Origin of the sequence: Pseudomonas sp. PGPR40, assembly GCF_022014505.1 — a bacterium.
Taxonomy (GTDB): Bacteria; Pseudomonadota; Gammaproteobacteria; order Pseudomonadales; family Pseudomonadaceae; genus Aquipseudomonas.
This window is the reverse complement of record NZ_JAKLSP010000016.1, coordinates 79,017-93,722: the sequence shown is the minus strand read 5'-3', so window position 1 is coordinate 93,722 and position 14,706 is coordinate 79,017. Positions and strand designations below refer to the sequence as shown.

The 14,706-nt window shown below is 58.3% G+C and carries 13 protein-coding genes and 4 tRNA genes; 7 read left to right on the top strand and 10 right to left on the bottom strand.

All coding sequences use genetic code 11. The features are described 5' to 3' along the window. Nucleotides 1–33: 33 nt before the first annotated feature. A complete protein-coding gene (locus MEB48_RS15410; RefSeq protein ID WP_237885002.1) occupies nucleotides 34–1,056 on the bottom strand; it encodes an outer membrane protein assembly factor BamD in 1,023 nt (340 codons plus the stop codon). Nucleotides 1,057–1,207: 151 nt separating this feature from the next. Between MEB48_RS15410 and rluD the strand changes: the two genes are divergently transcribed. The 7 genes from rluD to MEB48_RS15375 all read left to right on the top strand — a co-directional run bounded on the left by rluD (nucleotide 1,208) and on the right by MEB48_RS15375 (nucleotide 6,301). Continuing rightward, on the top strand, nucleotides 1,208–2,170 hold the full coding sequence (gene rluD / locus MEB48_RS15405; RefSeq protein WP_095055713.1) for a 23S rRNA pseudouridine(1911/1915/1917) synthase RluD: 963 nt from the start codon (nucleotides 1,208–1,210) through the stop codon (nucleotides 2,168–2,170). After that, nucleotides 2,167–2,892 carry a peptidoglycan editing factor PgeF gene (gene pgeF / locus MEB48_RS15400; RefSeq protein ID WP_237885001.1) on the top strand — a complete coding sequence of 242 codons (726 nt, stop codon included), beginning with the start codon at nucleotides 2,167–2,169 and terminating at the stop codon, nucleotides 2,890–2,892. Before rluD ends, pgeF begins: the two co-directional genes overlap by 4 nt. Nucleotides 2,893–3,021: 129 nt before the next feature. Further along, nucleotides 3,022–5,586: an ATP-dependent chaperone ClpB gene (gene clpB / locus MEB48_RS15395; RefSeq protein ID WP_237885000.1), complete on the top strand. Its 2,565-nt coding sequence runs from the start codon at nucleotides 3,022–3,024 to the stop codon at nucleotides 5,584–5,586. Between the two features lie 300 nt (nucleotides 5,587–5,886). Beyond that, a tRNA-Asn gene (locus MEB48_RS15390) sits at nucleotides 5,887–5,962 on the top strand. Between the two features lie 9 nt (nucleotides 5,963–5,971). Then, a tRNA-Pro gene (locus tag MEB48_RS15385) sits at nucleotides 5,972–6,048 on the top strand. Nucleotides 6,049–6,053: 5 nt separating this feature from the next. Then, nucleotides 6,054–6,129 (top strand) — tRNA-Lys (locus MEB48_RS15380). A 95-nt stretch (nucleotides 6,130–6,224) separates the two neighbouring features. Beyond that, a tRNA-Pro gene (locus MEB48_RS15375) sits at nucleotides 6,225–6,301 on the top strand. A gap of 107 nt (nucleotides 6,302–6,408) precedes the next feature. Here MEB48_RS15375 and MEB48_RS15370 read toward each other — a convergent pair. From MEB48_RS15370 to MEB48_RS15330, 9 genes are all read right to left on the bottom strand, one after another. Further along, entirely contained in the window at nucleotides 6,409–6,810 is a 402-nt protein-coding gene (locus MEB48_RS15370; RefSeq protein WP_237884999.1) for an HvfA family oxazolone/thioamide-modified RiPP metallophore, read from the bottom strand. A gap of 318 nt (nucleotides 6,811–7,128) precedes the next feature. Continuing rightward, nucleotides 7,129–8,427: an NAD(P)/FAD-dependent oxidoreductase gene (locus tag MEB48_RS15365; RefSeq protein WP_237884998.1), complete on the bottom strand. Its 1,299-nt coding sequence runs from the start codon at nucleotides 8,425–8,427 to the stop codon at nucleotides 7,129–7,131. A 60-nt stretch (nucleotides 8,428–8,487) separates the two neighbouring features. Further along, nucleotides 8,488–8,661: a DUF3094 domain-containing protein gene (locus tag MEB48_RS15360; RefSeq protein WP_237884997.1), complete on the bottom strand. Its 174-nt coding sequence runs from the start codon at nucleotides 8,659–8,661 to the stop codon at nucleotides 8,488–8,490. Between the two features lie 161 nt (nucleotides 8,662–8,822). Continuing rightward, nucleotides 8,823–9,449: a DUF1780 domain-containing protein gene (locus MEB48_RS15355; protein WP_237884996.1), complete on the bottom strand. Its 627-nt coding sequence runs from the start codon at nucleotides 9,447–9,449 to the stop codon at nucleotides 8,823–8,825. Between the two features lie 88 nt (nucleotides 9,450–9,537). Next, entirely contained in the window at nucleotides 9,538–9,984 is a 447-nt protein-coding gene (locus MEB48_RS15350) for a potassium channel family protein (RefSeq protein ID WP_237884995.1), read from the bottom strand. Between the two features lie 22 nt (nucleotides 9,985–10,006). Beyond that, entirely contained in the window at nucleotides 10,007–11,107 is a 1,101-nt protein-coding gene (locus MEB48_RS15345) for an AI-2E family transporter (RefSeq protein ID WP_237884994.1), read from the bottom strand. A gap of 76 nt (nucleotides 11,108–11,183) precedes the next feature. Beyond that, complete coding sequence (locus MEB48_RS15340) at nucleotides 11,184–12,959, bottom strand: SulP family inorganic anion transporter (protein ID WP_237884993.1); 1,776 nt, start codon at nucleotides 12,957–12,959, stop codon at nucleotides 11,184–11,186. 49 nt (nucleotides 12,960–13,008) lie between these two features. Then, complete coding sequence (gene ppk2 / locus MEB48_RS15335) at nucleotides 13,009–13,833, bottom strand: polyphosphate kinase 2 (RefSeq protein WP_237884992.1); 825 nt, start codon at nucleotides 13,831–13,833, stop codon at nucleotides 13,009–13,011. 349 nt (nucleotides 13,834–14,182) lie between these two features. Beyond that, a complete protein-coding gene (locus MEB48_RS15330; RefSeq protein ID WP_237884991.1) occupies nucleotides 14,183–14,527 on the bottom strand; it encodes a hypothetical protein in 345 nt (114 codons plus the stop codon). Between the last annotated feature and the right edge of the window lie 179 nt (nucleotides 14,528–14,706).

Below are 14,706 nucleotides of genomic sequence, written 5' to 3'. Positions count from 1 at the left end.
TCGAAAGGCGCCTTCTCGGCACAATCCCCAGCGTCAGTCGAACACGCCGAAGGTCATGTAGCTGAACCACGAGCGGTCCGCACTGTTGGCTTCGGACTCGTGCTCTTCTTCTTCGATCACGTCGCCGTTTTCATCTTTAGGCTTGAGCTCGTTCGGAATCGCATCCTTGGCATCCTGGAACTGCTTCTGCACGTCCTGATTGGCGCGGGTTTGGCCCGGCGGCAGCGGCGGACGGGATTCGATCAGGCCCAGAGTGGCCTTGCTCAGCCACGAACGGTTGTCGGCTTCGTCCCTCGAGGGCACGAACTGACCATCCACCAGGCTTGGGTGGTTCGGGTAGTTGAGCTTCAGGGTTTCGAGGCTGGTTGCGGCCAGTTCGTCCAGGTGCAGACGCTGGTAGGCTTCAGTCATCACCGCCAGGCCGTCACCGACCGAAGGGGTTTCCTGGAAGTTTTCCACCACGTAACGACCACGGTTCGCGGCGGCGACATAGGCCTGACGGGTCAGGTAGTAGTCGGCAACGTGAATCTCGTAGGACGCCAGCAGGTTGCGCAGGTAGATCATGCGCTGCTTGGCATCCGGCGAGTAACGGCTGTTCGGGAAGCGGCTGGTCAGCTGGGCGAACTCGTTGTAAGAGTCGCGAGCGGCGCCCGGGTCACGCTTGGTCATGTCCAGCGGCAGGAAGCGCGCGAGCAGGCCAACGTCCTGGTCGAAAGAGGTCAGGCCCTTGAGGTAGTAGGCGTAATCGACGTTCGGGTGCTGCGGGTGCAGACGAATGAAACGCTCGGCGGCTGACTTCGCAGCCTCAGGCTCGGCATTCTTGTAGTTGGCATAGATGAGCTCGAGTTGAGCCTGATCGGCGTAGCGACCGAACGGATAACGCGACTCCAGGGCCTTCAGCTTGGCTGTGGCGGCGGTGTAGCTATTGTTGTCCAGATCGTGCTGAGCCTGCTGGTACAGCTCGACTTCGCTCAGGTTTTCGTCTACGACTTCCTTCGATGAGCAAGCAGCGGTCAATGCGAGGATGGCGATCAGCAGCAGGTGTTTCACTTGCATGGCGGCTTGCGTCCCTATGACGGCCGCTGTCTTGGGCGGGGCCGTCCTGTTATGATGAGCGCCCCGTTGAAAAGCCACGGGGCAAAAGACGCCGTATTTAACCACAAGCGCGCAGCCGAAACCAAAAGCTGTGCCGACGCCTAGTCTGAGCATGTCCGATAAAATTGAACTTCGCGCAGAGGTGCCGTCCGAATTGGGCGGCCAACGCCTCGATCAAGTCGCCGCACAACTATTCGCTGAGCACTCGCGCTCGCGCCTTTCCGCCTGGATCAAAGACGGCCGCCTGACTGTGGATGGGGCGGTTATCCGCCCGCGAGACATCGTTCACGGTGGCGCCGTTCTTGAGCTGACTGCCGAGCAGGAAGCTCAAGGCGAATGGATCGCCCAAGACATCGAGCTGGACATCGTCTATGAAGATGACGATATCCTGGTGATCAACAAGCCTGCGGGCCTGGTGGTGCATCCGGCCGCCGGTCACGCCGACGGCACCTTGCTCAACGCCTTGCTGCACCACGTGCCGGACATCATCAATGTGCCCCGCGCCGGTATCGTGCATCGCCTGGACAAGGACACCACCGGTCTGATGGTGGTGGCCAAGACCATTCAGGCGCAGACACAGCTGGTCACGCAATTGCAGAGCCGCAGCGTCAGCCGGATCTACGAATGCATCGTGATTGGTGTGGTGACAGCCGGCGGCAAGATCAACGCGCCGATCGGTCGTCATGGCCAGCAACGCCAGCGCATGGCTGTAATGGAAGGTGGCAAGCAAGCCGTCAGCCATTACCGCGTGCTCGAGCGTTTTCGCTCCCACACTCACGTGCGGGTGAAACTGGAAACCGGTCGTACGCACCAGATTCGCGTGCACATGGCGCACATCAACTACCCGTTGGTCGGAGACCCTGCCTACGGCGGTCGCTTCCGTATTCCGCCGGCTGCCAGTGTGACCATGGTCGAATCCTTGAAGAATTTCCCGCGTCAGGCGCTGCATGCGCGGTTCCTGGAACTGGATCATCCGACCACCGGTAAACGCATGAGCTGGGAATCGCCACTGCCGGACGATTTCGTCTGGTTGCTGTCGCTGCTCAAGCAAGACCGCGAGGCGTTCATCGGATGAGTGACTGGCTGATTCCCGACTGGCCTGCGCCTGCCGGGGTGAAAGCCTGCGTCACCACCCGTGCGGGCGGCGTCAGTCTGGCGCCGTTCGACAGCCTAAACCTCGGCGATCATGTCGACGACAGCCCCGACGCTGTCGCCGAAAACCGCCGCCGCCTTACCGATCACTTCTCCATTCAGCCGGCCTGGTTAAGGCAGGTTCACGGCATTGTCGTGGCTCATGCCAACCCAGACCTGGTGGCCACTGCCGATGCCAGCTGGACGGCAACACCCGGTGTCGCCTGCGCGGCAATGACCGCTGATTGTCTGCCAGCGCTGTTTTGCGACCGCGCCGGCACCCGCGTCGCTGCCGCTCATGCCGGTTGGCGCGGATTGGCGGCGGGTGTGCTGGAAGCGACCCTCGACAGTCTGGCCGTGCCGCCTGCAGACGTGCTGGTCTGGCTCGGCCCGGCCATTGGCCCAAAAGCCTTTGAAGTCGGCCCGGAAGTGCGCGAAACCTTCGTCCAGCAATTGCCAGAAGCCGCCCAAGCCTTTATGCCGAGCCAAAACGCCGGCAAGTTCATGGCCGACATCTATGAGCTGGCGCGTTTGCGTCTGGCTGCTCGGGGCGTTACCGCTGTTTATGGCGGTGGTTTCTGCACCGTGACCGATCCTCGCTTCTTTTCTTTCCGCCGCAGCCCACGCACCGGCCGGTTTGCCTCCCTTGTCTGGCTCGAACGCTAGACTTGCCTGACCTGCATCAACTCCACGACGCTTGAATCTTCCAGAATCGACCGCATCTATAACGGTATCTGGCAGGTTTCTTCATTTAGGATGTTTATAGGTCCGGCCTGCTCAAAAGGAAGGTGACCCATGCGTATAGACCGTTTAACCAGCAAGTTGCAGTTAGCCTTGTCCGACGCCCAATCCCTGGCCGTCGGCCTCGACCATCCGGCCATTGAACCGGCGCATTTGATGCAGGCCATGCTTGAACAGCAGGGTGGTTCGATCAAACCCCTGCTGATGCAGGTGGGTTTTGACGTCAACAGCCTGCGTAAAGAGTTGACCAAGGCGCTCGACCAGTTGCCAAAAATCCAGAATCCGACTGGCGATGTGAACATGTCGCAGGATCTGGCGCGCCTGCTCAACCAGGCCGATCGCCTGGCCCAGCAGAAGGGCGACCAATTCATTTCCAGCGAACTGGTGCTGCTCGCCGCGATGGACGAGAACAGCAAGTTAGGCAAATTGTTGCTGGGCCAGGGCGTGAGCAAGAAAGCCCTGGAAAACGCGATCAACAACCTGCGCGGCGGTGAGGCAGTCAATGACGCCAACCACGAAGAATCGCGTCAGGCGCTCGACAAGTACACCATCGACCTGACCAAACGCGCCGAAGAGGGCAAGCTCGATCCGGTGATTGGCCGTGACGACGAAATTCGCCGGACCATTCAGGTCCTGCAACGCCGTACCAAAAACAACCCGGTGCTGATTGGCGAGCCTGGCGTGGGTAAAACTGCCATCGCCGAAGGCCTGGCCCAGCGCATCATCAACGGTGAAGTGCCGGATGGCCTGAGAGGCAAACGCCTGTTGTCTCTGGACATGGGCGCGCTGATTGCCGGTGCGAAGTACCGCGGCGAGTTCGAAGAACGCCTCAAATCCCTGCTTAACGAACTGTCGAAGCAAGAAGGGCAGATCATTCTGTTCATCGACGAATTGCACACCATGGTCGGCGCCGGCAAAGGCGAGGGCTCGATGGATGCGGGCAACATGCTCAAACCGGCATTGGCTCGCGGCGAACTGCATTGCGTGGGCGCGACCACGCTCAACGAGTACCGCCAATATATAGAGAAGGACGCGGCTCTCGAGCGGCGCTTCCAGAAAGTCTTGGTGGATGAGCCGAGCGAAGAAGACACCATCGCCATCCTGCGTGGCCTGAAAGAGCGCTACGAGGTGCACCACAAGGTGGCGATCACCGACGGCGCGATCATCGCTGCGGCCAAGCTCAGTCATCGCTACATCACTGATCGTCAGCTGCCAGACAAAGCCATCGACCTGATCGACGAAGCTGCAAGCCGCATCCGCATGGAAATCGACTCCAAGCCGGAAGTGCTGGACCGCCTGGAACGTCGCCTGATTCAGCTGAAGGTGGAATCCCAGGCGCTGAAGAAAGAAAGCGACGACGCGGCAAAGAAACGTCTGGAAAAACTGCAGGAAGAAATCGAGCGTCACGAGCGGGAATATTCGGACCTTGAAGAGATCTGGAATTCGGAAAAAGCCGAAGTCCAAGGTTCGGCACAGATCCAGCAGAAAATCGAACAGTCCCGTCAGGAACTGGAAGCCGCACGCCGTAAAGGCGACTTGAACCGCATGGCCGAGCTGCAATATGGAGTGATTCCGGATCTGGAACGCAGCCTGCAAATGGTCGACCAGCACGGCAAAAGCGAAAACCAGTTGCTGCGCAGCAAGGTAACAGAAGAAGAGATCGCGGAAGTCGTGTCTAAGTGGACCGGCATCCCCGTGGCGAAAATGCTCGAGGGCGAGCGCAAAAAACTGATGAAGATGGAAAGCCTGTTGCACCAGCGTGTGATCGGTCAGGACGAAGCGGTGATCGCCGTCTCCAATGCGGTGCGGCGTTCCCGTGCCGGGTTGTCCGACCCGAATCGCCCGAGCGGCTCGTTCATGTTCCTCGGCCCGACCGGTGTCGGTAAAACCGAGCTGTGCAAGGCACTGGCCGAGTTCCTCTTTGATACTGAAGAGGCGATGGTGCGGATCGACATGTCCGAGTTCATGGAGAAACATTCCGTGGCTCGACTGATCGGCGCGCCACCGGGCTATGTGGGCTATGAAGAGGGCGGCTACCTGACTGAGGCGGTGCGTCGCAAGCCTTATTCGGTGATCCTGCTGGACGAGGTCGAGAAGGCCCACCCGGATGTGTTCAACATCTTGCTGCAAGTGCTCGAAGATGGCCGTTTGACCGACAGCCATGGCCGCACGGTGGATTTCAAAAATACCGTGATTGTCATGACGTCCAACCTGGGGTCGGTGCAGATCCAGGAGCTGATAGGGGATCGCGAAGCGCAGCGCGCGGCGGTAATGGATGCGATTTCCACGCACTTCCGGCCGGAGTTCATCAACCGGGTCGACGAAGTGGTGATATTCGAGCCATTGGCTCGGGATCAGATTGCCGGCATTACCGAGATCCAGTTGGGTCGCCTGCGTAGCCGCCTGACCGAGCGTGAGCTGAAGCTGGAACTCAGTCCGGAAGCGATGGATAAGCTGATTGCCGTAGGTTACGACCCGGTGTATGGCGCACGGCCGCTCAAACGGGCGATCCAGCGCTGGATCGAGAACCCGCTGGCACAGCTGATCCTGTCGGGTCGTTTCATGCCCGGAGAGACCGCCAAAGGTGTGGTGGAGAACGACGAAATCGTCTTCGTCTGATCCCCTGCGGCAACAAAATGAAAGAGGCCTCGCATTGCGAGGCCTTTTTTTCGATAGGCTGTTGAACTCAAAGGAAAATGCTTGTAAAGTGCGCCCCGCAGTAAGTCACCCGCCAGGGTTTCCGCTCCCCAAGCAGGAATCCAAAATAAGTTGCAAATCATTAACTTGAAAGCAATTTAGGGGGTTGACAGAGATGCTTAAGATTGTAGAATAGCGCGCCTCAGACACACGAACGCAGCGATGCGAACGGGTCGAAGAGAACGCAGTAAAGCTTCACTGTTGTAAATTGAAATATGTAGTTCCGTGATAGCTCAGTCGGTAGAGCAAATGACTGTTAATCATTGGGTCCCAGGTTCGAGTCCTGGTCACGGAGCCAATTTCAAACCGGGGTATAGCGCAGTCCGGTAGCGCGCCTGCTTTGGGAGCAGGATGTCAGGAGTTCGAATCCCCTTACCCCGACCATTTTTGGGTCGTTAGCTCAGTTGGTAGAGCAGTTGGCTTTTAACCAATTGGTCGTAGGTTCGAATCCCACACGACCCACCATTTTTGAAACCAGTTAGCGCTGGAATCGAATCTTAAGATCAGAGGCCAAAAGCGCTGATCGAAGAAGGCGCCTTTGAAGGGTGCCTTTTTTTTACCGGGGTATAGCGCAGTCCGGTAGCGCGCCTGCTTTGGGAGCAGGATGTCAGGAGTTCGAATCCCCTTACCCCGACCATATTAAAAATCCTCGTATCGAAAGATACGGGGATTTTTTTTGCCTGCTGCAAATGCAAAAAAAGCCCCGCTTCTCGGTGGAGAGGCAGGGCTTGGGGCTTCAGGGGCTTAGCTATTGTCTTTCAGGTGCTCGAACAAACCCTTCGGCATTTTTTTGCCATTGGCTTCGTAGTTGGTTTTCACGTTATCAAAAGCCTCTTGTTCGTCGATTTGGCCGTCATGGTTGGTGTCGATCTTGTCGAAGTCAGCTTTGGGTGCGACTTTCAGCAATTCCGCACGGGATACCTTGCCGTCGTCATCGGTGTCGGTTTTGCCCATCGAGGCATCGCCGCACTTGCCTTCACCGCATTTGCCTTCAGGCGTCTTGATGACCTGTTCGGCCGAGGCCAGCAGGTAGCCCTGAGTCAGTGGCTGCGAAGCGAATACGGAACCGGACAACATCATGCCGCCGGCCAGGACTGCGCCGAGCAGGCCAACGGTATTCTTGCTGAGAGTAGTGGTACGGGACATTACAAATCTCCTGGGTTGCACGACACAACCGCTCAATAAAGGACGCCACGCAAATGCGGCGATGACCGAAGCAGGCGGTGCCTTGCTCGGGTGTGGCCATTTAGTGGGCGTGGTGTATCGCTACTGTGTCGCGCAAGGAGGGCTTTGTAAGCGAAGGGATGGAATCAGCGGGGGAGATACAGTGAGACACAGATCAGCAGGGCGATGAATAAAAAATGTGGGAGCGGGCTTGCTCGCGAAAGCGGCAGCACAGACGACATCTATGTTGAATGTACTGACCTCTTCGCGAGCAAGCCCGCTCCCACAATGGGATGTGTATTAATGCAGCTTCAGCCGCGGCTCAGTCCCGCGTCCAATCTTGCTGCCCAGCATCAACATCGCCGTACGAAACGCGCCATACAGCGCCATCTGGTGCATGCGATACAGCGACACGTAAAACATCCGCGCCAGCCAGCCTTCGAGCATCACGCTACCGGTGAGGTTGCCCATCAAGTTACCCACAGCCGAAAAACGCGACAGCGAGATCAATGAGCCATAGTCGGTGTACTTGTACTCCGGCAGGGTCTTGCCTTCGATCCGCAGTTTCAGCGATTTGGTCAGCAATGAAGCTTGCTGGTGCGCCGCCTGGGCGCGCGGCGGCACATTGCGGTCGGTGCCGGGTTGTGGGCAGGCCGCGCAATCACCGAAAGCGAAGATGTTCTCGTCGCGGGTGGTTTGCAGGGTCGGCAATACTTGCAGCTGATTGATGCGGTTGGTTTCCAGGCCATCGATGTCCTTGAGGAAACCCGGCGCACGAATCCCGGCGGCCCAGACTTTGAGGCTGGCGTTGATCACTTTGCCGTCGGCGGTAATCAGGCTGTCTGCCGTCACTTCGCTGACCGCGGCATTGGTCATCACGTTGACCCCGAGTTTCTCCAGGGTCTTATGCACAGGCCCGCCGATTCGTTCCGGCAGGGCTGGCAGTACCCGTGGTCCGGCTTCGATCAGGGTGATGTGCATGTTTTCCGGCTTGATCCGGTCCAGGCCGTAGGCCGCGAGTTCATGGGCGGCGTTGTGCAGTTCCGCCGCCAGTTCGACGCCGGTGGCGCCAGCACCGACGATGGCCACGCTGATCTGCTGCACCGTGTCGGTTTGTCCGGCGTGGGCACGCAAGTAGTGGTTGAGCAATTGCTGATGGAAGCGCTCGGCCTGTTTGCGGGTATCGAGGAACAAACAATGCTGCGCCGCGCCCTGAGTGCCGAAATCGTTGGTGGTGCTGCCGACGGCAATCACCAGCGAGTCGTAAGGCACTTCGCGCGCCGGCACCAGTTCCAGACCGGCTTCGTCATAAGTGGCGGCCAGCTGGATTTTCTTCCGTTCGCGATCGAGCCCGCTCATGCGCCCAAGCTGGAACTCGAAGTGGTTCCATTTCGCCTGGGCAACATAGTTGAGTTCGTCTTCGGAAGAGTTCAGGGAACCTGCCGCCACTTCGTGCAACAGCGGTTTCCAGATGTGGGTCAGGTTCGCGTCGACCAGCATTACACTGGCCGTGCCGCGCTTGCCCAGAGTCTTACCCAGACGGGTAGCCAACTCCAGACCGCCGGCGCCGCCGCCAATGATGACAATACGATGAGTCATGGGGATATCTCGCAAGGCTAAAAGAAATCGGTGCAGTCAACCGAGCGAGCGCAAGGCAGCTCATAGCGTCAGGTAACTGATAAGGCGGCTCAACAGGCCCAAACCAATGGTCACTGCCAACACCATCACCAGGAGCATCCACGGCCGGAAAGGCCGGCGCTCGACTTGGTGCTGGGAAAGGCGCAGGTACTCTTCGACATGCTTTTGGTCTTCGGGGTTCAGGCGGCTGGTCATAAAGGCCTCGTCAGGTAGACGTAGCTGAATGTGCAGACGTTACAGCGGTTTGTCTGCAAACGTCGAACGGTGCATGTGGTTCGGGCGAATGATTACGCGTTGTAACATTCGGCCAGTGATTTCGCCATCCTGTGCAGTGTTGCCGGTATCTGCGGCGGGACTCACAGACTGATCCCGACGTCGAAGACAATACTGCGACCCAGATTGCCGCGCAGAAAATCCGGAGCATCCGGATGGGCGAATAACACTCGGGCAAAGGTCGGGCCGACCAGCGACAGCGAGCGCCAGCCCTGACGCAGGTATTCGGTGGGTGGCGGAAAATGGCTGTTGAGGTCCAGCACTTCGCGCTTGAGGCTGGCGAAGGCGATGATGTCCAGATCTCCCAAGTCCATGCCGCGCTCTTGGTAGTTGTGGGCTTTTTTGCGCAAGGTCGGCGCCAGTCTCAGCAGAAACTCATTGGCGGGGATGCGTCGGGGCTTGGCTTCACGGCGCACCAACTGGCTCAGGGAAAAAGCGCTGCGCCGACGTTGCAGCTCATCGCGCCATTCGTCGTTAAGGCGCCGGCCCTCGTCGAGTACGAAAAACACCTCGAAATTCGCGTCGCGAAACAACACGTCTGGCGGCTCTCCGGCGGGGGCAAATTCGTCGGCGCGATAGGGAATGTTCAGGCCTTGCAGCAGGCGCTGGCAAACCCAACGCTCACGCTCCCATTTGCGGGCATTGGAGAGGAAAGTGTTGGCTTGCTCGGCCGCAATGGTCAGCAGGCGTAAATAATCTGAATCATCCATAGGCCCAAGCTTAGCGTTCAAATGTGATCTGAATAATAAGTCTGTCTCGATTTCCCCAGACAGAGTCTTACCCGTTTTTTTGCCATGCCTATGAACGTTCACGCTGCTGTAGCTTTTCCATGTTGTGTTTTATGACATCCATCACCGCAGCGGTCATCACCGAGGTGGAGACGCCAAACATCAGGATGCCGTTGGCTGCCTCCAATGGACCAAGCAGACGCCAGCGTATGGACATGACGATGTCGCCGTAGCCCAGCGTGGCGAAGTTGACCGCCGAGTGATACAGCGCGATGGCGAATTCGTCGAACTCATCGAGCAGTATGAACAGCGTGGCCCAGATGGCGATCTGCACGAAATTACTCAGCAACATCAGCAGCATCACCATCGACAACAACACGATATTCAACCATTGCGATTCAGCGGGTCGGGCATGCCTGAAACGCACGTATTGACGCAGGCATATCGTCACGAAAATGGCTTGCAGTATCAGGCAGAACAACATCACGGGAAGGCCGGCCAATAGATTCAACAGCATGGGAATATCCTCTGCCGCTGTGTCAGGTCGGTCCCTGGTTATCGGGACCGGGTTCTTGCGCTTGATCCACCCATTCCCAGAACAGCTGATAGCCGACCGCGAGTATTACAGGGCCGATAAACAGGCCGAGGATACCGCTCGTGACCATGCCGCCCAAGGCGCCGATCAGCACCACCGGCATCGGTACATCGACACCACGACCTAGCAACAGTGGTTTGAGCACGTTATCGACCAATCCCGCGATGAAGACATAGATGGCAAACACAATGGTCGCCGTACTGGCGCCTTCGCTCATGAAAACAAAAACAATGACCGGAAGGGTAATCAGGGTCGCCGGTAATTGCATGATGCCAAGAAGCAGCACCGCCAAAGCGAGAAGACCGGCGCCGGGGACGCCCATGAGCACAAAGCCGATGCCCACCAACAGCATTTGGATGAAGGCAATGCCGACCACCCCCAACGCCACTGCCCGGATGGTGGCGCTGCACAGGTCGGCGATTTTCGGCCCGTTGATCGGACCGCTGAAGCGTGAAACGATTCGCACCGCACTGCGGCGGCCGCTTTCTCCATACGCTAAAAAAATCCCGGCAATAAGCAGGGCGACGATGAATAACAGGAGCCCCATGCTGACACCCGCAAGCTTGCTCAGCAGCGAGAGGCTGACACCTTTGATCTGCGGTATGAATTTCTGGGCCAGATCGGGCAGGTCAGTGGCAGCTTGCACCCACAAGTTATAAAGAGGTTCTCCCACGAGTGGCCAGCTGGCTACCGTATCGGACGGTGGCGGAATATGGAAACTGTCGGCTTTGACCATGGTCATGACCTTCTCCACGGAATCCGCAAGCGAGGCTCCCAACAAATAAACAGGCACAATAAGAATACTGATGGCGATCAATACGATCAGCGTCGCGGTGATCCCGTCTTTGTTCCCCAGTTTGCCTTTGAACCTGACTTGCAAGGGGTAAAGCGTGATTGCCAGGATCACCGACCACAGCATCAGATCGAGGAAGGGGCTGAATATCTGAAAGCAGAACATCACCAGAACGGCAATCACTCCGGCACGAATCAGTACATCGAGCAGGTCTCGGGAAAAAATCTTTTCGAGCATGGGCGTGGGAACCATTGATCACCTCCTGTAGAGAACGCTGGTCGCGGGCGAGCCGGTGACCATGTAAACATTGATAAAAACCTGATGTCGCTCAGCGATCCTTGTCCCAATCCACCGGGTGTATGACGAGATAGCTGTCGACTGCTGCGCCAATTGTTGGAAAAAAAGCCGCTTCGCCAAACCGTGCGAAAAGCCCGAATCGCTTCAGCTTGTCCTTGACCGGGTCTTTCATCTCGGCCACGCACAACTTGATGCCCGCCGCGTGCAAGGTTTCGTCCAGCTCCGCCAACATATCGGCAGAGGTCACGTCCACGCTTGTAACGGGTTCCGCCGCAATGACCAACCAGCGTACTGGCGTAGGCGATGCAGCCACGGCGTCCAGCACTCGGTCGTGGAACAACTCGGCGTTGGCGAAAAACAAGGGCGAATCCCAGCGAAACAGGACCACGCCGGGTATAAGGCGCGCGTCGGGATAACGCTTGATGTCGTGATAACCCTTGATGCCTTCCGCGCGTCCCAGAACGGCAGAGTAAGGGCGCCAGCCATCCCACAGGAATTCGATGACGGCGATCACGATCGCCAGGCCGATGCCTTCAATCGCGCCGAGCACGGCCACGCCGACGGTGCAAACAATTGATAGCCAGAACTCCCAACGCTGGATTCGATAAATTCGTCGCAGGTCGGTGACTTCAATCAGGCCAATGGCGGAGGCGATCACCACCGCAGCCAGTGCGCTGGTGGGTAAATCCTTCAACAGGTCCGGCGCCACCACCAGCAGTAAGGCAACGGCCAGCGCGCCGATGACTCCGGTCAACTGGGTTTTGGCGCCTGCGGCCTCGGCCACGGGCGTACGTGACGAACTGCTGCTGATCGCAAAGCCCTGAAAAAATCCGGCGGCCAGGTTGGCGACGCCCAGGCCCACCATTTCCTGGTTCGGGTCGACATAGGTACGGGTCCGCGCCGCATAGACACGCGAGAGCACGCTGGTATCGGCGAACGAAACCAGGGCAACGGCACAACCGCCGATCAGGACGGGGACGATATCGGCGCGAGTGATCCAGGGGATGGCAAATGCAGGCAAGCCTTGTGGAAGAGAGCCGAGGACCGATATTCCAGCGCGCGCGGCAAGGTCCAGCATACCCACGGCGACGGTCGCTCCCACCACGGCGATCAGAATGCCCGGAATGCGCTTGTTGCCCTTGAGCAGCACAATCACGGCCAAGGTGCCTGCGCCGACCATGGACGCGGTCCAGTTGGTTTTTCCCTCCATTACCGCAGTAGCGATTGCCCACAGGTTTCTCAACGGGCCGTCGGATTCAATTGAAAAACCGAAAAACTTGGGCAACTGACTGATCAATACTGTCAGCGCGATCCCGTTCATGTACCCGTAGCGGATCGGTTTGGAAAGCAGCTCCGTGATAAAGCCCAGACGCGCTATGCCGGCCAGGATACACACCACCCCCGATACGATCGCCATCATGCCCGCGAGGGCGACTGCCCGTTGTGGGTCGCCGCCGGACAGTGGCAGGACGACGGCAAGAATGACGGCAACCAGCGAGGAATCCGGCCCCAGCACCAGAATCCGGCTGGGGCCGAACAGCGCATAAGCGAGCAACGGAACGATGGTCGCGTAGAGACCATAAATGCCGGGTAGGCCCGATGCCACTGCGTAGGCGATGCCGACAGGTACCAGCATCGTGGTCAGCACCAGTCCGGCCACGAGGTCGTGCCGCAACCAGGTTATTTTGTATCCACGCAGCGTGCGCAGTCCCGGCAGCCAGCGACTCCAACCGGTGTCGCTGTCGGTATCCCGAGGGGCAATCCGGCCGGGTTCCGGGACGGGAGACAAAGAATCCGAATCGCTCATAGGACTGTGGCCCTTTGGTGTACAGCGCAGATACGCTTGAACGTGCCGTTCAGAATTTTTCCGGAATTCGCCGCAACGGATAATTCGGTTCGCGATAGCCGCCTGATTTCTGCCGCTTGGGCAAAATCACTTTCTCGCGCGGTACATCCTTGTACGGAATGCGACTGAGCAAATCAGAGATGATGTTGAGGCGGGCCCGCTTCTTGTCGTTCGAGTTGGCCACCAGCCACGGAGCATGTTCGGTGTCGGTCGCCTTGAACATGTCGTCACGTGCGCGGGAGTAGTCATACCAGCGGCTGTATGACTTTAAATCCATTGGCGTCAGTTTCCAGATTTTGCGTCCATCATTGATCCGTGCCTCGAGCCGGCGGGTCTGCTCCTCTTCGCTGACTTCCAGCCAGTACTTGAACAGCATTACACCCGAGTCGACCATCATGCGTTCCATGAGGGGGGCCAGGCTCAGGAAACGGGTCACCTGCTCATCGGTACAAAATCCCATCACCCGCTCGACCCCGGCGCGGTTGTACCAACTGCGATCGAAAATCACCACTTCGCCAGCCGCTGGCATGTGCGCCAGGTAGCGCTGTATATACATCTGGCTCTTCTCGCGCTCGGTCGGTGCAGGTAGCGCCACCACCCGAAAGACACGCGGGCTGACCCTCTCGGTGAGCGCCTTGATCGTCCCGCCCTTGCCGGCGCCGTCGCGGCCCTCGAAGACGATACAAATCTTGATGCCCTTCTGTTTCACCCATTCCTGCAACTTGACCATTTCGACATGCAGTAGGCGTAACTGCTCAAGGTAGTCCTTGTTCGTCAGTTTCAAGCGTTCAGCGGCATTACTTTTAACAGGGTTTTTCTTCTTGTCCTTTGCCATGACCCAAGCCTCACAAATGCCAGTCGTATTGCTTCGAGCAAAACTGGCGTCAGTCACGGACGGCCCTCTGCTCTTGACGTTCAACTCCATACCAACCGCGTGAGTCTAGTTCATGGTTCAACCCTTTATAGGCATGGGTATCTACACATCTTCTCTTTATGGTGTACATATCCGTTGCTGCGGTCATGGCGGCTGGCGGTTTCGCCCTTACGGCGAGTCACTTGGAAAAGCCCCAAGTAACCAAGGGCTCCTGCCCCTGTCGTTCGGTGCCTCGCTTAGGCTCGGCATGCCCTCGCTCCGGTCCTGCTCCGTGGGCCCGCCGCGATCGGCCATCCATGGCCGTGCGCGGCTAACCCGGCATCCATGCCGGGTTGCCCACTGCGCAGAACCTCCACTCGGCCTCTCGATGGGGCGGTGCATCAAGAGCTGCAGGCGAGCTAACGCTCGGCCTGTTGAGTGGTGAACAGCGAAAGCTGTACACCGATCCCTGTAATTCGATGGGCTTGCTGCCGTTGCCGTTGCCGTTGCCGTTGCCGTTGCCGTTGCCGTTGCCGTTGCCGTTGCCGTTGCCGTTGCCGTTGCTTTGGCTTTTGATCTTGATCTTGATCTGCTTGCCCCTTTTCCCAGAGGCCGAACGCAGGTATTGCGCAGGGGGCACCGCGGCAGGGATGCCGCGGTAGCTGCCCCCGGCCATGGATGGCCGATGGCAGCGGGCCCCCGGAGCAATGCCGGAGAGAGGGCATGCCGAGCCTAGGCGAGGCACCGAATGGCGGGGCAAGAGCCCTTGGTTACTTGGGGCTTTTCCAAGTGACTCGCTGTAAAAGCGAAACCGCCAGCGGCCGTGACCGCAGAAACGGATATGTACTCCAAAAC